Source organism: Bradyrhizobium sp. (genome assembly GCF_049519115.1).
Classification (GTDB): Bacteria; Pseudomonadota; Alphaproteobacteria; order Rhizobiales; family Xanthobacteraceae; genus Bradyrhizobium.
The window spans coordinates 26,000-43,810 of sequence record NZ_JBEKRB010000043.1; the positions used below are offsets into that span (position 1 = coordinate 26,000).

Below are 17,811 nucleotides of genomic sequence, written 5' to 3' on the forward strand. Positions count from 1 at the left end.
CACGTCTATTGGCGCACGTTTACCTCGGAAGCTGTCGCCCAGGCAAAGACTATTGGAGCTTCATCGGTGCAAGGGTAGCGCGGCTATATCCGCTGCATCTCTTTAACCTCGGCCAGTTCGTGGTCGCGACGCTGGCTTTCAGCTTTTACGAATATAGCACCGTCGGAAAATTCGACTCGATACCGGTCTACGGCGCCCGGTCTTTGACTGCTCTTCTTGCAAACGTGGGCATGCTTCAGGGGTTAAAGGCGCGCGAACTGGCCTGGAATTTTCCGGCCTGGTCAATCAGCGTGGAATTCTTCGCGTACTTTCTTTTCCCTCTCGCGCTTCCCTTTATTGCGCAGGCCAATAGATCGAGAAAAATGCTGTTGGCGGGGGCTGCCCTGTTGGCCTTGTGTCTGTTCGCCTGGTTGGGCGGCGGCGATTTCAACCAATGGGATGGTCCGATTACCCTGCTGCGTTGTCTGCCCGAGTTTGTTTTCGGCGCGTTGCTCTACGCCGGTTTCCGAGAGAAGCTTTGGCCTGATTGGTTGAAAAGCGACACCGCGATCGTCACAATTTTTTTTGGCGTGCTTGTGCTCCTCCATTTCGGCATTTCGGATTTGATGATCGTGGTAGGATTTCCGGCCGTCATCCTGGCGGCGGTCATGAACACCGGACGCGCAGCGCCGATTCTGAACGCCGCACCATTAGTGTGGCTCGGAAACATTTCGTATTCACTTTATCTGGCGCATGGGTTCGTGCAGTTTCTTATGACCAAGCTGCTCGCCAGCAATGGGTCGAAAAAGCTGACAACCTGTCGTCGATGAATTCCGCCTGGCTTCTGCTTGCCATGCTTGGCGCCACGTTATTGATCGCTATCTTCACCTATCGGGAAGTCGAGGTCGCCGGACGTTCTTACCTGCGCAAGCTTTTCCGGGCGCGATCTGAACAATCGCCACAGCAAAACAGCGTGGTCGCCCGCGCGGAGCTCAACATTCCGGCTACGTCATAGGCTCCGATATAATCCGAAGCCGTAGAGTTTCGGGGCACCTTTCAAACCCTGAACACCTTCGCGTAATGCGCCTTGAGTTCTTCGCTGGCTGCCTGCACCGCGACTGGATCGGATTTTAGCATTTTCACTTCCGACATCGGCCTTTGTCCGGCCCGCGGCTTGACCTCGGCATGGAACGAGCGATGGGCAAATTCGTCGACCATCATCTGTTGGGCCTCGCGGCTGAAAAAGAAGCTCTGGAATAGCCGAGCCGCGTTCGGGTTCGGCGCGTCCTTGAACACCCCGCTCGGCACGATGATCAGCGGCGAGCCCTCGGCCGGATACACCACCTCCACCGGCTTGCCCTGATCCTTGAACAGGATCACGTTGTAGTCGTTGCCATCGGCCATCACGGCGCGTTCGCCGAGCGCGATCTTCCTTGGCGGGTCGCCCGCCGACTGCACCTGCATCACCTTTTGCTGTGCCAGCTTCTCCAGATATGGCCAGCCGAGATCGCGCGACAGCACAAACGTCGTCGTTAGAATGGCGCCGCTGTAACTGGGATGGCCCTTGACCATCTTGCCCAACCATTTCGCATCGAGCAGGTCGGCATAGCTTTTCGGCGCGTCCTCCGCCTTTACCAGGTTGGTGTTGTAGCCGATCGCTTCCAGCCAGGCGCATGAGGTCGCGTACAGCCCTTCGGAATCGAACTGATCGGCGGGGAAATACTTGATGACGTCTTCGGGGAGAAAAGCCGCGAGCCAGCCGTTCTTCTTCCATTCGAGATAATGCGAGACGTCAGTGGAGTTGGCGATATCCACCGCATGGATGCCGCTGTCGTTCTCCTGTGCGATGCGCTGAAAAATACGCTCGGCGCCGGACCGCTCGACCCGCACGGACATGCCGGGATATTTGGCCTCGAACATCTTTCCCAGGCGTTCGGCCACGTTGAGTTCGATCGCCGCGTAGTAGTTGACCTTGCCTTCCTTGCGCGCGGCTTCGATCAATTCGGGCGTAACGGCGGTCGCCGGCGGCGCGGCTGCTCTCAACGGCTCGGCGAAAAGCGTCGCGGCCACAGAGCCGGCGGATACTCCGAGCATCTCCCGGCGCGACCAGTTTCGTTTACCCATGAGCCTCTCCCAACCGATCTTGTTTTTATTGGTGCGGCCACGTTAGCCGACCTTGCGCGCGGCAACACCATTACAATGGATCAGTAAGTTGCCAATTCGCCGCACCTAACCGTCGTCATGCCGGGATGCAGCCTGGAGCTGGGAAAACGGCGGCGTGCTCAAAAATCGAAGTGCCGGCCGGGCGCTAGCGTTGTCCTCGCCAAGATCCTGCTTGCTACTTGCCGGGGGAGTAATCGGTCATCTTCATAAAGACCCGCTCGGGTGGCTTGGCGAGAATCTTACCATCGGCCTCACTTGCCTCGCGGGCTTTGATCCATTCTGGATCGGCCTGGAATTCCTTCCAGTTCTTGTCAGCAGCCTCCTGGCTATCATGCGACAGAACATAAATCAGCGTGTTGTCCTTTCGCGCGTCGTCAGTCGGAATCCAGTACGTCTCACTCTTGATTCCGTGTCTCGCGAATAGCCGTATGGTGTGATCGGCAAATCGCTTGTTCAGCGCCGGAAGCCGCCCTGGCAACGTGGTGTAGGTTCTGAGTTCATATATTCGATTGCCTATATCCATCGACTGGGCCATCGAAACCTCGGCCGAAAAAACACCGGCCCCAGTTATCAGGAGAGCGAAAAGCGCCCGTACGATCAACTTTGTCGTCATGATTGTTTCCCCACTTAAGTTACTAAATTGCCCCTCGGAATAACACGAAGTGGTTACGCGCGCGTCCTTTTTTAGGGTGTCGTCGCGCTTCCTAACCAGAGATGGCCCTTCGCCGAACAGAGATGTCGGCTTCGGCCCCGATCGCAGACATCATCGGCTAGACCGCGCATGCCCGCTTCGTGCCACAGACGATTATCGTGCCCCTTCCGCACTTGCCGTCGGCCGTTGTAATCTAATCTGAGAGCTGCCATTCGGGACTTGCCGACGTTCCGTGAAGTCAAAGGCAGCGATTGTGCCTCCGGCGGGCGAGCCGTCCCAAAGCAAATTGACGTTTCGTTCCTATGGCGCTCGCGCGGTCAGCTTCCTTAACCAAGCTGTCATCGCAAAAGCTTTAAGGGCATCATCATGAAATCTTCCCGTAGAATTTTTCTGCATCTGACCGCGGGTGCCGTCGTCCTGCCAGCCGTCTTGCGTATTGCAAGGGCAGAGACCTATCCAACGCGGCCGGTGCATTTGATCGTGGCTTTTGCGGCCGGCGGCACCAACGACATCGTCGCGCGTCTGCTTGGTCAGGCGTTATCGGAGCGGCTCGGCCAGCGGCTGGTTATCGAGAACAGGACGGGCGCTGGCAGTAATATCGGCACCGAGGTGGTCGTGCGCGCGCCACCGGATGGCTATACGCTACTGATGGCCGGTACACCGAATGCGATCAATGCGACGCTCTACGACAAGCTGCCCTTCAATTTCAGCCGCGACATCGCGCCCGTTGCAGCCATCTTGAGCATGCCAGATGTCATGGAAATCAATCTCTCTTTGCCGATCAAGACCGTCCCGGAGTTCATCGCTTATGCCCGGGCCAACCCGGGCAAGGTCGCCATGGCGTCGGGCGGCACCGGCGGCGCCACTCACCTGGCCGGCGAGTTGTTCAAGGCGATGACCGGCATCAACATGGTTCACGTTCCTTATCGCGGGGAGGCACCCGCGCTGGCCGATCTGATGGGAGGTCAGGTCCAGGTGATGTTTTGTGTCACGCCCGCGACGATCGAATACATCAAGACGGGCAAGCTGCGCGCCTTGGCCGTTACCACGGCCGCGCGCTCGGAAGTGTTGCCCGACCTGCCGACGGTGGGTGAGTTCGTGCCGGGTTACGAAGCGAGCGCCTGGCTCGGCGTCGGGGCTCCCGCGAAAACCCCCGTCGAGATCATCGACAAGCTCAACCGGGAGATCAATGCCGCCCTTTCCGATCCCCAATTCAAGGCACGGCTCGCCGACCTCGGAGGCAGTGTGTTACCCGGCTCGCCTGCGGAATTCGGCAAGCTGATTGCAAATGAAACCGGGAAGTGGGGAAAAGTAGTCCGGGCAGCCAACATCAAGCCGGAGTGATTTCCAACGGTTTCATCTTGCCGGAAAAGTGGCGTCGAGCTTGTGAGAGCGGCGGCGCCTTTCTTCTCTTGACTCTCATTCGCGACGACATGAACTGATTTGCCCGTCGTGCCAATTCGCCGCATCGGCGTAGTGCTGCTTCCAAAAAAATAGCTTGTGCCGTCGGGCAAATCACCTCCACTTCCTTTGGCCGTCCCGCGCTCTTCCAGGAGGGGCGCTTCGCGGTCGTCACGAACGTTGGGTGCGGGATGCGATGGACGCGGAGGTGCCGAACGACGAACGGCACCTTTCGCGGACGGCGAAGTCGTGTGGTCCTGGCCTCTCGATGCTGAGGCTAACTCGGCGATGAAGCTGACGCTTCACGCCGGGGATGGTGACAACAAAGCCCGGTCACCGGGGAGCGCAAAGGAAACCGTTAAAACCATTCGCGCGGGGAAAGCCGGCGTTGCTGGCCAAACCTGTGGTGACTTACTCGTGTGCTTTTTACTTTTGCGCACGAGGCTGCGGGTGCGGCTTGGCATCCGGCTTTCCCCGCTCCTCTGCTGAAAAGGGGGCAAATTTCCATAAGAACTCGGGCCTAGCGGCCGCGAGGCCGCCGACGCGTGGCTCGCGTTCGATTGATGCAGTGCATGATTGCGAGGAACGGGATCGGGACTAAGATGGCCGCCAACGGATGGCGCCCAGCAACGACGCCACCGACATCATCGGGAGGCAATCAATGGCCAAGTGGGTTAGGTTCGAGCAAGCCGGCAAGAGTGGCTTCGGCATCCTGGAAGGCGATACGATCATCGTGCATTCCGGCGACATGTTCGGTGGCGCAAAGCCGGCCGGCGAGGCGCTGAAACTTGCGGACGTGCAGCTTCGAACGCCCTGCGATCCCTCGAAGATGATCTGCCTCTGGAACAATTTCCACCAACTCGCCGCCAAGAACGACTTCAAGGAGCCGAAAGAACCGCTGTGGTTCCTGAAAGCACCGAACGCCTACCATCCGGCCAACAAGCCGATCGAGCGTCCGGCGACCTACACCGGCAAGATCATCTATGAAGGCGAACTCGGCATCGTCATCGGCAAGAGGTGCTTCAACATCACCGAAGCCGAGGCTGGCGACTATATCTTCGGCTACACCTGTGTGAACGACGTCACCGCCGTCGATCTGCTGCGCAAGGACAAATCGTTCGAGCAATGGGCGCGCTCGAAGAGTTTTGATACCTTCGGCGTGTTCGGCCCGGTGATCTCGACCGGCCTCGACCCGATGAAGCTGTCGGTCAAGACCGTGCTGAACGGCAAGGAGCGGCAGAACTATCCCGTCGCCGACATGTTCTTCCCGCCGCATCGCCTCGTGGCCGCGATCTCGAAGGACGTCAGCCTGATGCCCGGCGACATCATCGCCTGCGGCACCTCGCTCGGCGCCGGCACCATGGGCGACGCCCACAACGTCGTCGATATCGTCATTAACGGCGTCGGCAGCCTCTCCAACGCCTTCGACCAGGTGCTGCCGAGCCCGTATCTGTTGGGCGCGCCGCCCAAACCGAAGAAGATCTGCGTGGTCGGCGCCGGCGCGATCGGCGGTTTGCTGGCCGCGAAATTTGCGCTCGCGGGCGACGAGGTCACCGTCATTGACCAGGGCGCGCATCTGGCCGCGATCCAGAAGAACGGCCTCAAACTCGAATGGCACGACGGCAAGGTCCAGACCGCCAAGATGAAGGCCGTGAACAAGGCGACCGAAGCCGGCAAGCAGGACATCGTCGTGCTGGCGGTGAAGGCCCATTTCCTCGAGCAGGTCGTGCGCGACATCGACAGCCTGCTCGGCCCCGATACCATTGTGCTCACGGTACAGAACGGGCTGCCGTGGTGGTACTTCCAGAAGCTCGGCGGCCAATACGATAATCAACGGCTGCAAAGCCTCGATCCCACAGGCGTGCTGACCAAGCACATCGACGCCAGCCGCATCATCGGCTGCGTCGTCTATCCTGCGGCCGCGGCAACCGCGCCGGGCGTCATCCACCATGTCGAAGGCGATCGTTTCCCGATCGGCGAACTCGACGGCAAGGAGACGCCGCGGGTGAAGGAGTTGCACGACGTCTTCATCAAGGCCGGGCTGAAATCGATGGTGCTGCCGGATATTCGCTCGGAAATCTGGCTCAAGGCCTGGGGCAATCTGTCGTTCAATCCGATTTCGGCGCTGACGCATGCGACGCTGGTCGATATCTGCCAGTTCGCCGAGACGCGCGATCTCGCCGCGACCATGATGAAGGAAGCGCAGGACATCGCGCAGAAACTTGGCGTCAGCTTCCGTGTCACCATCGACAAGCGCATTGCAGGCGCGGAAGCCGTCGGCGCCCACAAGACCTCGATGTTGCAGGACGTCGAGGCCGGCCGTTCGCTGGAAACCGAGGCGCTGATCGGCTCGATCCTGGAAATGGCGAAGCTGACCAATACGCCCGCGCCCGCGATCCAATCGGTCTATGCGCTGGTGAAGCTGCTCAACAAGGTGATGGTGCTGGAAGGCGGCGGCGTGAAGGTCGAGAAAATCAGCCAGGCGGCGTGAGGAGACGGAGCCGGTCCATAATCGTCATTCCGGGCGCGAGTCCGCGACAAAATTGACTTCAATTTTGCGCTGGACCAGCGAGCTATGGTGCGCAATTGCGCACCTGAGAATCCATGGCGCCACATGAATATTGGGAGAAATGGATTCCGGGTTCAGCCCGGAGCCTGTCATCGGGCGCGCATTCGCGCGACCCGTTGGGGCTGCCCTGGAATGACGAAGAGAGAGTGAGGTGAAGGCGCCCGCGACGAAAACCTACGCCACCCGCTTGGTCTCGAGCAGCGCCTTGCCAAAGGCCTGAAACAGCGCGCGGTTGATCGGATTGCGCTGCGGATCATATTCGGCATGCCACTGCACACCGAGCGCAAAGGACGGCGCCTCCGCAATTCGAATGGCCTCGATCGTGCCGTCTTCCGCGATCCCCTCCACCACGACCCGTTCGCCGGGATCGAGGATGCCCTGACCGTGCAGCGAATTGACGCGGATGGTGTCGCAGCCGAACAACTCGGCAAAGGCGCCGCCGGCGAGAAGCCGGACCTCATGGCGGTCGGCGAAGATCACCTTGGGATCGGGATGGATTTCGCCGGTCTCTAGCCGCGGCATCCGGTGGTTCATCCGGCCCGGCAATTCGCGGATCTCCGGATGCAACGATCCGCCGAAAGCGACGTTCATCTCCTGAAGGCCCCGGCAGATGCCGAACAGCGGGATACCCCGGGCAACGCAGGCCTCCGACAGGGTCAACGCCACCTCGTCGCGCTTGATATCGTAGGGCTCGTGCTTGGCGTCGGGCGTGGACTTGAAGCGGGTCGGATGAACATTGGCGCGGGCGCCGGTCAGCACAATGCCGTCGACCACGTCGAGCAGCGCGGAAACGTCGGTGATGTCGGGGCAACCGGCAAAGATCAGGGGCAAAGCGCCGGCTACTTCGGCGATGGCGCGAAGGTTTCGCTCGCCAACCGCCTGGACGTCAAAGCGAGCTTCGAGGCGGTGCGAATTCCCGATCACACCAACAACCGGCTTCCTTCTCATGCCCCTTCCATCGCGTAACCTTTCGACAGGAGGATAATGCACTTGCATCTGCGCCGGATCAATAATTTAGGATCATTTTCCACGGCTGCCCTGCCCTGCGACATATTCATTCCTCACCGGCCCAAAGTTCCCTAGGCCGCGGATCGGCCCCAAAACCCCTCGCCCGGCTTGATCCCCGGCCGTATTTGACCAAAGAGTGGGTCTGCAACTCCTGGAGTTAAGAAAACGTGCCGCTGTCATCGGACGATCGCCGTGAGCCTCGAAACGATCTCGCCTGGGCCATTTCCGTTGGCGGTATCGCCGCCGTGGCCTTCGCGAGCCTGTTGCTATTCACCTGGGCCTTTGCGGCGACGCTGTTTCTGATCTTTGCCGGCGTGCTGCTCGGCGTGACGCTTAACGCCATGACGCACCTGCTCGGCCGCCTGGTCGGATGGCCGCACTGGCTTCGGCTCGCCATCGTGTGCCTGGTGTCGGCCGGGCTGTTGTCGGGCGCGATTTTCCTAGGCGGTACCACCATCGCCCAGCAGGCGACCGCGCTCAGCGACACGATCAAATCTCAACTCGTCAACGTCAAAGCCTTCCTCGACCGCAACGGGATCGACACCAGCTATCTGGATCTGGCAAAACCGTCGTCGGGTCCGTCCACCCCCGCCACACCCAGCACGAGCCCGAGCCCGACGCACAGCCTTCCCGGCGCGGACGCCCTTGCATCGAGCGGCGGCGCCATTGTGAGCCAGACGCTGAAACTCCTCTTGGGCACGCTGAGCGCGGTCGGCAACTTCTTTATCGTGATCTTTCTCGGGCTGACCTTCGCCGCACAGCCGAGCGTCTACCGGAACGGCCTGCTGTATCTGGCGCCGGCCAAACACCGCGCGCGGGCAACGGTCATCATCGACAAGATCAGCGACACGCTGGAGCGGTGGCTGATCGCGCAGATCGTCGTGATGACGGCCGTGTTCGCCGTAACCTGGCTCGGGCTGGCCATCATCGGCATCCCCGGCTCGTTCATTCTGGGCATTCAGGCGGGCTTGCTGGCGTTCATTCCGACCGTCGGCGCGATTGTCGCGGGCGTGATCGTCCTGCTGGCGAGCCTATCATCCGGATGGATCGCGACCGCCAGCGCCTTCGGGCTGTTCCTGGGCGTCCATGCGCTGGAGAGCTATATCCTGACGCCGATCCTGCAGCGGCAGGCGCTGGATATTCCGCCTGCCACGCTGTTTGCGTTCCAGATCCTGCTCGGCATCGTGTTCGGAATCTGGGGCATTTCGCTGGCGCTGCCGCTGATGGCGATCGTCAAAGTGCTGATCGATCACTTCAAGACCGAGGAGCCGTTACCCGAGACAGCAACCGCTTGAGATCAACTCACCACCGTTTCGGTATGCTCGACCTCGGGCGCGCTCGCGAAATATTGGCCGACCAGCCCGCGCCAGGCCTGAAAGTCTTCCGAGCCGCGGAAATCGACGGTGTGGTTCTCCAGCGTCTCCCATTTGACGAACAGCCGGTAGCGCGTTGGCTTTTCGACTGATTTGTGGAGCTCCATGCCCTTACCGCCCTTGGCGCGCGCGAACAGCGGCTTGGCCTTGGCGACGGCGGCCTCAAAATCCTTTTCGGTGCCGGGTTTGACTTCGATCTGGGCGATTTCGGTGACCATTGTTGTGCCTCTCGATTGGGGAGGCTAGTGCGGCGAATTTGAAGTTTCCTATTAGTATCGCGGCAAGTTCATTATAGGAACTTCAAATTCAAGGCCGCACTAGAATCAATAAGTTGCTAGAGTTCCTTTGATTCCGAAGTTCGCATCAGAGGCTGCCGCGGCACCGTGCGAACTTCGGAATCGGAACTCTAGTCTGTAACCGAGCCAGCGAAAAAGAAAAGGGGCGCCCGCGAAAGGCGCCCTTGCATTCGCTTGAAGAGCAAAACCGTACCGATGATCATCATGGAGCAGCCGATGAACATGATCGCGGGCCATCTGTTCGATCTGGCATTGTAACGACCACTGGCGCGACGCTCGGAAATCAGCGCCGCCTCATACTCTTCCGCGGTCGAGAACATGCAGGCGAAGCCGCCACGGGCGGATACAGCGGCTGCTTCGAGCGAGCTCAGAAGGACTTCGGGATTACGCCTGCGGATCGACTCCATGTCCGCAAGGGTACAAAGCAGATGGTAAATAGCGGGTTACCATCCGCATCCGTGTCTACGCCAGCCGCGGCACTCCCGTGACCGGCCGCGCGGAGCCGGCGCTCTTGCGACGCCAGTGTTCCAGCGACAGCGGCAATTCTTCGGCGGCCTCGACACGGTTGCGGCCGCCGCGTTTGGCCTGATACAGCGCGGTGTCGGCGGCGGCGAGCAGTACCTCGAGTTCGGTGCCGGCCGGGCCGCCGGCCACACCGATGCTCACGGTGGTATCGACCGGGCCTTCCTCGCAAACGATGCCGGAGGCCTCGAAAGCTTCCCGCACGCGTTCAGCCACGATCACGCCTTCTTCGAGCGGGCATGTCAGAAGGGCAGCGAACTCTTCGCCGCCGACGCGTCCCGACAGATCGGCGATACGCAGGTTGTTCACCACGACGGCCGAGAACAATTTGAGGATCTCGTCGCCTGCGGGATGGCCGAAGCGATCGTTGATCGACTTGAAGTGGTCGATATCGAAGATCATCGCCGTTACCGGACGCCCGCCATTGGCTTCGCGCTCGATGACCCGCGAACAGGCTTCCGCAAAACCGCGGCGGTTGAACATGCCGGTCAGCGGATCGACCGAGGCGGCATTCTTGTGCACGGTCACGGCGCGCTCGGAAACCAGCATGAAGATCAGGAAGACGGTGCCGACCGCGTAAAGCACCAGTTCGATGGCGAACACCGTGACCCAGATGCTGTCGTCAAAGGCGCGATCATGCGGGTGCAGGAGATCGCCAAGCAGAATCGGCAACATCAGCACGAACCCGTGCAGCACGGGGACAGCGACCGACGGCCAGCGCTTGCGCAGGGTCCGGCGGCGTTCGCTCCACAATTCGGTAGCCGTCAGCGCTGCATAGACGGCGACGATCCCTGCTCCGATGGTCATCCGCAGCGCTGTCGCGCCGGGCGACAGCGTCATGACCGCAGCAATCCAGACCAACGCGCCGAGCACCAGGCCCGGATAATTCGGTTTACGACCGTGAAACAGCCGCGACGCATTCCAGACCATGCCGCAGGTCAAAAAGCCAACGGCGTTCAGCGCCAGCGCGAACATATTGCCGAACCTGGCGGTGCCGAACGTCCACAGCGCCACGGAGACGGCTCCCAACAGGTAGGCCGATCCCCACCACTTCAGCGCGGCAATCTTCTCCTGAAGACCAAAGAACAAAAGCATCATTCCCAGCAACGCCGCGATCATCGCAGCGACGGCATAAAGCGTGGAAGTATCGAGCGACATGGTGTCACCGAAAAGTTTGTGATGCACAATTGCAACGCGCGCAGGCCGAAACGGGACCTTCGCATTTGCCAAGCTAAACCCGCCACCTTGGCAATCCGTTTGACTCGAAGCGCAAGTTTTCAGGAAAAACTGCGTCAACTCATCATTAAAATGCGAAAAGAAAAAGCGCCCGCAGGGGGCGCTTTTGGATGTTCGTTATAGGCCGCGCTTGCGGCTAATTTTAACGAAGCAATTAGCGCTTCGAGAACTGGAACGAGCGGCGAGCCTTGGCGCGACCGTACTTCTTGCGCTCGACCACGCGTGAATCGCGGGTGAGGAAACCACCCTTCTTCAGCACGGTGCGCAGATCGGGTTCGAAATTGGTGAGCGCCTTCGAAATGCCGTGGCGTACCGCACCCGCCTGGCCCGAGAGGCCACCGCCGGTAACGGTGCAGATCACGTCATACTGGCCGGCGCGGGCGGCGGCGATCAGCGGCTGCTGAATCATCATCCGCAGCACGGGGCGGGCGAAGTAAACTTCGACCTCGCGGGTATTGACGGTCACCTTGCCGGCGCCGGGTTTGATCCAGACGCGAGCGACCGCGTCCTTGCGTTTGCCGGTGGCATAGGCACGGCCGAACTTATCGACCTTCTTGACGTATTTCGGCGCTTCGGGAGTTGCCGGCTTGAGTTGCGACAACTGATCGAGCGACTGCACAGTTTCAGCCATCTTATGCGGCCCTCATGTTCTTGCGATTCATCTTGGCAATGTCGAGCGGTTCCGGCTGCTGGGCTTCGTGCGGATGCTCGGCACCCGGATACACGCGCAGATTTCCCAGTTGCACCCGGCCGAGCGGCCCGCGCGGGATCATGCGCTCAATGGCCTTCTCCACCACACGCTCCGGGAAGCGACCCTCGAGGATCGACTTTGCGGTGCGTTCCTTGATGCCGCCGATGAAGCCGGTGTGATTGTAATAGACCTTGTTGTCGCGCTTGCGTCCGGTCAGCACGGCATGCGCCGCGTTGATGATGATGACGTGATCGCCGCAGTCGACATGGGGCGTGTAGGTCGGAAGATGTTTGCCGCGAAGGCGCATGGCAACCAGTGAAGCGAGGCGTCCGACCACCAAACCCTTGGCGTCGATCAACACCCACTTCTTCGTTACCTCGGCCGGCTTTGCCGAAAACGTTTTCATGTGAGTAATCCGTGAAAAAGGGAAAGGCGCGCATTAGTCGCGCGCCGAACTGCGACGGTTTCTAGAGAGGTCTTGCGGCGGCGTCAACGCCAAATCGAACTAATTATTTTAGCAAAAACAATGGCCTGTAAATATGGTTTTATATTACCTTTAAATTTCCTTAGCAACGGGAATGGAATAGGTCGCGGTCACATGGGCGATGGGTTCGGGAGATCCACTCGACATCAGGTTAACTTCCCCGACCGCCAATCGCTTGCCAAGCTTCAACAGGCGCGCCGCCGCGAGCACATCCTGCCCAGCGATACCCTTGCGCAGGAAGTTGATGCTGAGGTTGGTCGTGACCGCCAGACCGACCGGGCCGATCGCCGAAAGCAGCACGACATACATCGCGAAATCGGCAAGCGCCATCAGCGTGGGACCAGAAATCGTTCCGCCCGGGCGCAGCATCTGATCGCCATACCGCTGCCTGAGCCGGCAAGAGACGCCATCGGCCGCCTCGATCGTGATATCGTCGGCACTGAAGGCTTGCGGAAACTCCTTCCGGAGGAACGTCTCCAGCTCCGGCACCGTCATTTTTGCTATGGACATGTTCTCCCGCCTGCCCTCGCCTCTCCCGGCTTGTTACATTAGGTTCGTATATTACACCCAGTCAGATGGCGAATATTTCGATGACGAGCCGAACAGCACGCGCCCCCGTTTCGCAACCGCCGATCCTGTTGCGCGAACGGGTTGGCAACGTCGCCATCCTCACACTCAACCGGCCGGACGCCCGCAACAGCCTGTCGGAAGGCCTGATCGCGGCGCTCGACGCTGCCCTGCGGGAAATCCACGACGACGCAGGCGTGCGCGCGGTCGTGATTGCGGCAACCGGCAAAGCGTTCTCGGCCGGCCACGACATGAAAGAACTGACGGCGCGGCGTAGCGACGCCGATCGTGGCCGAGCCTATTTCGCCGAGATCATGACCGCATGCAGCACCATGATGCAGGCGATCGTCCATCTGCCAAAGCCCGTGGTCGCCGCGGTCCAGGGGGTTGCTACCGCCGCCGGATGCCAGCTGGTCGCCAGCTGCGACCTCGCAGTCGCCTCGGAAGCGGCAAGCTTTGCAACGCCCGGCGTCGATATCGGCCTATTCTGCTCGACGCCGATGGTCGCGCTGTCGCGTAACGTGCCGCGCAAGCAGGCGATGGAAATGCTGTTGACCGGCGAGCCCATTTCGGCCACGACCGCACGCGACATCGGTCTCGTCAATCGGGTCGTGGCAGCCGGCACCGAACGGGATGCGGCGATTGCGCTGGCGCAACAGGTCGCGCGCAAATCCGCCTACACGATCAAGATCGGCAAGGCCGCCTTTTATCGTCAGGCTGAAATGAGTCTCGCTGAGGCTTATCGCTACACGGCCGAAGTGATGACCGAGAACATGATGGCGCGCGACGCCGAGGAAGGGATTGGCGCCTTCATCGAAAAGCGCGAGCCGAAATGGCAGGATAAATGAATCACGATAACTATGACGACAACTACATCCGTTCGATTCTCAACGGTGTGAAATCGATCGCGATGGTCGGTGCCTCGCCGGTCAACGTGCGACCGAGTTATTTCGCGTTCAAATATCTCGCCCAGCGCGGCTACGACATGATCCCGGTCAATCCCGGTCACGTCGGCAAGAGCCTGCTTGGAAGACCGTTCGTCGCCTCGCTGCTCGACATCGATCGGCCGGTCGACATGATCGATATCTTCCGCAACTCCAGCCACATCATGCCGGTTGTGGACGAGGCGCTGAAAATGACGCCTGTGCCGAAAGTGATCTGGATGCAACTCGGCGCGCGCGACGACGACGCCGCCGAAAAAGCCGAAGCCGCCGGCCTTAAAGTGGTGATGAACCGCTGTCCCAAAATCGAATACGGCCGGCTTTCTTCGGAAATTTCGTGGATGGGCGTGAATTCGCGCACCCTGAGTTCCAAGCGTGCGCCGATGCCGACACAAGGCATGCGGCTTTCATTGGGCCGCAACAGTGTCAGCGGCGGGGCGACCGAAGCATCCGACCGGGCGTCGAAAAACAGAACCGATCTTTCCTGACACTATTGCGAACATTTTTTCTGCGACACGCTGCCGCGAAGCGCAGCCATCACGAATAATGCCTGATTTGTCCTGCTGTCTTGACGGCTGAGGCCGCTAACGCGATTGTCCCCCCAAGGGAGGAGGCGCAACGGCGTCTCGGATGATATTCGCCTTCTGATCTGACGCGGCTTGCGCCCGTCTAGCATCGAGAGACCTACACAAAGGAAACAAGAATGACCGATCGTATCCCCGGGTTTTCGACCCTTGCCGTGCACGCCGGCGCACAGCCCGATCCCACCACCGGCGCCCGGGCGACGCCGATTTATCAGACCACGTCATTCGTGTTCAACGACGCCGACCACGCCGCTTCGCTGTTCGGCTTGCAGGCCTTCGGAAATATCTACACCCGGATCGGCAACCCGACCCAGGCGGTGCTGGAAGAGCGCGTCGCAGCCCTCGAGGGCGGCACCGCGGCGCTGGCGGTAGCTTCCGGCCACGCGGCGCAGGTCGTGACTTTCCAGATGCTGCTCAATCCCGGCGACGAATTCATCGCGGCGCGCAAGCTCTATGGCGGCTCGATCAACCAGTTCACCCACGCCTTCAAGAGTTTTGGCTGGAACGTGGTGTGGGCCGATTCCGACGATATCGAAAGCTTCGAGCGCGCGGTAACGCCGCACACCAAGGCGATCTTCATCGAGTCGATCGCCAATCCAGGCGGCACGATCACCGATATCGAGGCGATCTCTGCCGTCGCCCGGAAGGCCGGCGTTCCCCTCATCGTCGATAATACCCTGGCGACACCCTACCTGATCCGCCCGATCGACCACGGCGCCGACATCGTCGTGCACTCCCTGACTAAGTTTCTCGGCGGCCATGGCAATTCGATTGGTGGTATCATCGTCGATGCCGGCACCTTCGACTGGTCGAAGGACAATAAATATCCGATGCTGAGCGAACCCCGACCGGAATATCACGGAATCAAGCTTCAGGAGACGTTCGGCAACTTCGCATTTGCGATCGCCTGCCGCGTGCTGGGCTTGCGCGACCTCGGTCCGGCGATCTCGCCGTTCAACTCATTTCTGATCCTGACCGGCATCGAGACGCTGCCGCTGCGGATGCAAAAGCATTGCGAGAACGCCAAGGCGATCGCGGAATGGCTTGCCCCGCATTCGGAGGTGGCTGCCGTCAATTATGCCGGATTGAGCGGCAACAAATACAACAACCTCGCGCGCAAATATGCGCCGAAGGGCGCGGGCGCCGTCTTTACCTTCAGCCTCAAGGGCGGCTATGACGCCGGCGTCAACCTGGTCTCGAAATTAAAGCTGTTCTCGCATCTCGCGAATGTCGGCGACACCCGTTCGCTGGTCATTCATCCGGCCTCGACCACCCACAGCCAATTGGACGATGCCGCCAAGATCAAGTCGGGCGCGGCCCCCGATGTGGTGCGGCTGTCGATCGGCATCGAGGACAAGGAGGACCTGATCGCCGATCTCGATCAGGCGCTGCGGCCGGGCTGAGATTCTGATCTCGTTAACGCTCGCTCCGCTCAAAGGTGCTTGAATCATCGCTACGATGATTCGGAGTGGAACCATGTTGCGCGGGATGCTGCTGCTAACGGCCGCGATATTTGCTTTCAGCCCAGTGCTTGCCGCCGACATGCCGGATTCCGGCGCGCGCGTGTATAACAAGGCACCCCGGCACGGCCGAACCGCCCATGTCGAAGAGGAGTCTGATCTCCTCTTCATGCCATCGGAGGCTTTTCCCGAGGTCCATTTGCCACCGCATACGCCGATCCTGCTGGGATCGGCGACGCTCCCCGGCTATTACGGCTCGACGCATTCCTACGACTATCAGGGCCCGTATTACGGCGGCCCCAATATCAATTATCGCTTCCAGTTGCCTTACGCCTGCGGCGTGATCGGCTATTGCTAAGCATAATCCGGAAAAGTGTAGCGGTTTTCCCACGCGACAAACGCGACGGCGTTTGCGCGGAGATCATGCTCAATCAAAGAGCCAAAGCGCGGTAACGATTCAACAAAACCTTATCGCGCTTTAGCGGGCAGCCGTGACCGGCTGACCGATCTCCTGCGGGGACAGCCCGCGACGAATCCGCGTCAGGCGTTCCACTTGCGAGACCGCCAGCGTCAGCACGATGATCGCGACCGCCTGATGAGTGAGCGCAAGATCCATCGGCGCCTGATTGAGCAATGTGAGGATGCCAAGGGTGGCCTGTAACGTCACGACGCCGAAAAGCCACAGCGCGCCGTCGATCACGGCTCGCTCCGCGCGGGAGCGCGCAGCGTCGATCGCATGCCACACCGCAAGCGCAAACAGCGTATAGGCCACCATCCGATGCTCGAACTGCACAGTAAGCGTGTTTTCGAACAGATTGCGCCACCACGGCACATCGAAGAACAACCGCGCGGCCGATGGAATAAGCCCGCCGTCGATATCGGGCCAGGTGTTGTAAATCTTGCCGGCGCGAAGCCCCGCCACCAGCGCACCGAGATAAAGCTGCACGAATGTCAGCGCCAGCAGAATGATCGCGCTGATTTTCAACCGCAGCGGCGCGCTCGAAGGCGCGCTCTCGACGAGCCGTCGCTGCGTCCAGACGATGCCTGCAAAGATCAATAGCGCGAGCACGAGATGGGTCGCGAGACGATATTGGGAAACTTCGACCCGCTCGGATAGCCCGGAGGCGACCATCCACCATCCGACGGCGCCTTGCAGCGCGCCGAGAGCGAAGATCCCCCACAGCCGCCGCTTCAGATCGCCACTGAGAACGCCGCGCCACAGGAACCAGAGGAATGGCAGCAAATAGGCTGCGCCGATCACGCGCCCCAGCAGCCGATGGCTCCACTCCCACCAGAAAATCGTCTTGAACTCGTCAAGCGACATGCCGGCGTTCATTTGACGGTATTGCGGAATCGCCTTGTAGGCATCAAAGGCCTGCGTCCATGCCGCCTCACCAAGTGGCGGCAAGCTACCTGTGACCGGCTTCCACTCCACGATCGATAGTCCGGACTCCGTCAGCCGGGTCGCCCCGCCGACCAGTACCATTACCGCAATCAACGCGGCAACCGCGATCAGCCACCCGCGGACGGGGGCGAGATTTCGAGTTTGAGCGGCAGAAACAATTACCATTGGCGTCGCACTTTACTCCACGAGTGCGCACCTTATAGTCCGCGCGTTCCGGCGCGGAAAGCGCGCATTCAAAGGCAAACCACTCATTTACGTGATGAAAATACGCACCCGAAAACTGCTTGGAACCGTCGCTTTGCTTTTGCTCGCGGCGGTGTGGTCGCTGATGGGAATGACGGTGGCGCAGCTGCCGTGGCTGGCGAGCTCGGGCCTGCGGCAAGCGATTTTCTATGTCGTGGCCGGCATGGGCTGGGTGCTGCCGGCGATGCCGATCGTCAGCTGGATGTTGCGGCCCGATCCCACCTGATTCCAGCGCGC

19 protein-coding genes and 1 pseudogene are annotated in these 17,811 nt (G+C 60.4%); 10 read left to right on the forward strand and 10 right to left on the reverse strand.

Translation table 11 applies throughout. From position 1 onward, the window contains the following. Positions 1–8 precede the first annotated feature (8 nt). Both ABSE61_RS26845 and ABSE61_RS26850 read left to right on the forward strand, forming a co-directional pair. The gene (locus tag ABSE61_RS26845) at positions 9–809 is read left to right on the forward strand and encodes an acyltransferase family protein (RefSeq protein WP_423874173.1); all 801 of its coding nucleotides are present in this window, start codon (positions 9–11) and stop codon (positions 807–809) included. Then, a complete protein-coding gene (locus tag ABSE61_RS26850; RefSeq protein WP_423874174.1) occupies positions 806–994 on the forward strand; it encodes a hypothetical protein in 189 nt (62 codons plus the stop codon). The genes ABSE61_RS26845 and ABSE61_RS26850 overlap by 4 nt, the downstream gene beginning before the upstream one ends. Positions 995–1,035: 41 nt before the next feature. Here ABSE61_RS26850 and ABSE61_RS26855 read toward each other — a convergent pair whose 3' ends face one another. Together ABSE61_RS26855 and ABSE61_RS26860 are read right to left on the reverse strand one after the other, a co-directional pair. After that, positions 1,036–2,103 (reverse strand): extracellular solute-binding protein, encoded by a 1,068-nt coding sequence (locus tag ABSE61_RS26855; protein WP_423874175.1) that lies wholly within the window; start codon positions 2,101–2,103, stop codon positions 1,036–1,038. 214 nt (positions 2,104–2,317) lie between these two features. Continuing rightward, the gene (locus tag ABSE61_RS26860) at positions 2,318–2,755 is read right to left on the reverse strand and encodes an NIPSNAP family protein (protein ID WP_423874176.1); all 438 of its coding nucleotides are present in this window, start codon (positions 2,753–2,755) and stop codon (positions 2,318–2,320) included. A 405-nt stretch (positions 2,756–3,160) separates the two neighbouring features. Here ABSE61_RS26860 and ABSE61_RS26865 point away from each other — a divergent pair, with 405 nt between their 5' ends. Together ABSE61_RS26865 and ABSE61_RS26870 are read left to right on the forward strand one after the other, a co-directional pair. After that, positions 3,161–4,138, forward strand: coding sequence for a Bug family tripartite tricarboxylate transporter substrate binding protein (locus ABSE61_RS26865; RefSeq protein WP_423874177.1), 978 nt, complete (start codon positions 3,161–3,163; stop codon positions 4,136–4,138). 718 nt (positions 4,139–4,856) lie between these two features. Then, positions 4,857–6,686 carry a 2-dehydropantoate 2-reductase gene (locus ABSE61_RS26870; RefSeq protein ID WP_423874178.1) on the forward strand — a complete coding sequence of 610 codons (1,830 nt, stop codon included), beginning with the start codon at positions 4,857–4,859 and terminating at the stop codon, positions 6,684–6,686. A 252-nt stretch (positions 6,687–6,938) separates the two neighbouring features. Here the strand turns inward: ABSE61_RS26870 and ABSE61_RS26875 are convergent, their stop codons facing one another. Continuing rightward, positions 6,939–7,712: a gamma-glutamyl-gamma-aminobutyrate hydrolase family protein gene (locus tag ABSE61_RS26875; protein ID WP_423874179.1), complete on the reverse strand. Its 774-nt coding sequence runs from the start codon at positions 7,710–7,712 to the stop codon at positions 6,939–6,941. 227 nt (positions 7,713–7,939) lie between these two features. On the opposite strand from ABSE61_RS26875, the gene ABSE61_RS26880 reads away from it, so the two are divergent. Next, positions 7,940–9,067 (forward strand): AI-2E family transporter, encoded by a 1,128-nt coding sequence (locus ABSE61_RS26880; RefSeq protein ID WP_423874180.1) that lies wholly within the window; start codon positions 7,940–7,942, stop codon positions 9,065–9,067. A 2-nt stretch (positions 9,068–9,069) separates the two neighbouring features. On the opposite strand, the gene ABSE61_RS26885 is transcribed toward ABSE61_RS26880, so the two are convergent. From ABSE61_RS26885 to ABSE61_RS26910, 6 genes and pseudogenes are all read right to left on the reverse strand, one after another. After that, positions 9,070–9,363, reverse strand: a complete 294-nt coding sequence (locus tag ABSE61_RS26885) for an antibiotic biosynthesis monooxygenase family protein (RefSeq protein WP_423874181.1) — start codon at positions 9,361–9,363, stop codon at positions 9,070–9,072. Positions 9,364–9,620: 257 nt separating this feature from the next. Next, positions 9,621–9,848, reverse strand: a pseudogene (locus ABSE61_RS26890) (hypothetical protein); the annotation flags it as partial. Between the two features lie 55 nt (positions 9,849–9,903). After that, positions 9,904–11,121 carry a GGDEF domain-containing protein gene (locus ABSE61_RS26895; RefSeq protein WP_423874182.1) on the reverse strand — a complete coding sequence of 406 codons (1,218 nt, stop codon included), beginning with the start codon at positions 11,119–11,121 and terminating at the stop codon, positions 9,904–9,906. A 232-nt stretch (positions 11,122–11,353) separates the two neighbouring features. Beyond that, positions 11,354–11,830 (reverse strand): 30S ribosomal protein S9, encoded by a 477-nt coding sequence (rpsI, locus tag ABSE61_RS26900; RefSeq protein ID WP_423874183.1) that lies wholly within the window; start codon positions 11,828–11,830, stop codon positions 11,354–11,356. A 1-nt stretch (position 11,831) separates the two neighbouring features. Then, complete coding sequence (gene rplM / locus ABSE61_RS26905) at positions 11,832–12,296, reverse strand: 50S ribosomal protein L13 (RefSeq protein ID WP_423874184.1); 465 nt, start codon at positions 12,294–12,296, stop codon at positions 11,832–11,834. Between the two features lie 150 nt (positions 12,297–12,446). Beyond that, positions 12,447–12,884, reverse strand: coding sequence for a PaaI family thioesterase (locus tag ABSE61_RS26910; RefSeq protein ID WP_423874185.1), 438 nt, complete (start codon positions 12,882–12,884; stop codon positions 12,447–12,449). An 80-nt stretch (positions 12,885–12,964) separates the two neighbouring features. On the opposite strand from ABSE61_RS26910, the gene ABSE61_RS26915 reads away from it, so the two are divergent. The 4 genes from ABSE61_RS26915 (at position 12,965) to ABSE61_RS26930 (ending at position 16,284) form a co-directional block, all read left to right on the forward strand. Beyond that, entirely contained in the window at positions 12,965–13,789 is an 825-nt protein-coding gene (locus ABSE61_RS26915; RefSeq protein WP_423874186.1) for an enoyl-CoA hydratase, read from the forward strand. Continuing rightward, the gene (locus ABSE61_RS26920; RefSeq protein ID WP_423874187.1) at positions 13,786–14,370 is read left to right on the forward strand and encodes a CoA-binding protein; all 585 of its coding nucleotides are present in this window, start codon (positions 13,786–13,788) and stop codon (positions 14,368–14,370) included. The genes ABSE61_RS26915 and ABSE61_RS26920 overlap by 4 nt, the downstream gene beginning before the upstream one ends. A 215-nt stretch (positions 14,371–14,585) precedes the next feature. Then, complete coding sequence (locus ABSE61_RS26925; protein ID WP_423874188.1) at positions 14,586–15,869, forward strand: O-acetylhomoserine aminocarboxypropyltransferase; 1,284 nt, start codon at positions 14,586–14,588, stop codon at positions 15,867–15,869. A 73-nt stretch (positions 15,870–15,942) separates the two neighbouring features. Next, a complete protein-coding gene (locus tag ABSE61_RS26930) occupies positions 15,943–16,284 on the forward strand; it encodes a hypothetical protein (protein WP_423874189.1) in 342 nt (113 codons plus the stop codon). 120 nt (positions 16,285–16,404) lie between these two features. Here the strand turns inward: ABSE61_RS26930 and ABSE61_RS26935 are convergent, their stop codons facing one another. Beyond that, complete coding sequence (locus tag ABSE61_RS26935) at positions 16,405–17,496, reverse strand: COX15/CtaA family protein (RefSeq protein WP_423874190.1); 1,092 nt, start codon at positions 17,494–17,496, stop codon at positions 16,405–16,407. Between the two features lie 94 nt (positions 17,497–17,590). Between ABSE61_RS26935 and ABSE61_RS26940 the strand changes: the two genes are divergently transcribed. Next, positions 17,591–17,800 carry a DUF2842 domain-containing protein gene (locus ABSE61_RS26940; protein WP_423874191.1) on the forward strand — a complete coding sequence of 70 codons (210 nt, stop codon included), beginning with the start codon at positions 17,591–17,593 and terminating at the stop codon, positions 17,798–17,800. The last annotated feature ends 11 nt before the right edge of the window (positions 17,801–17,811 follow it).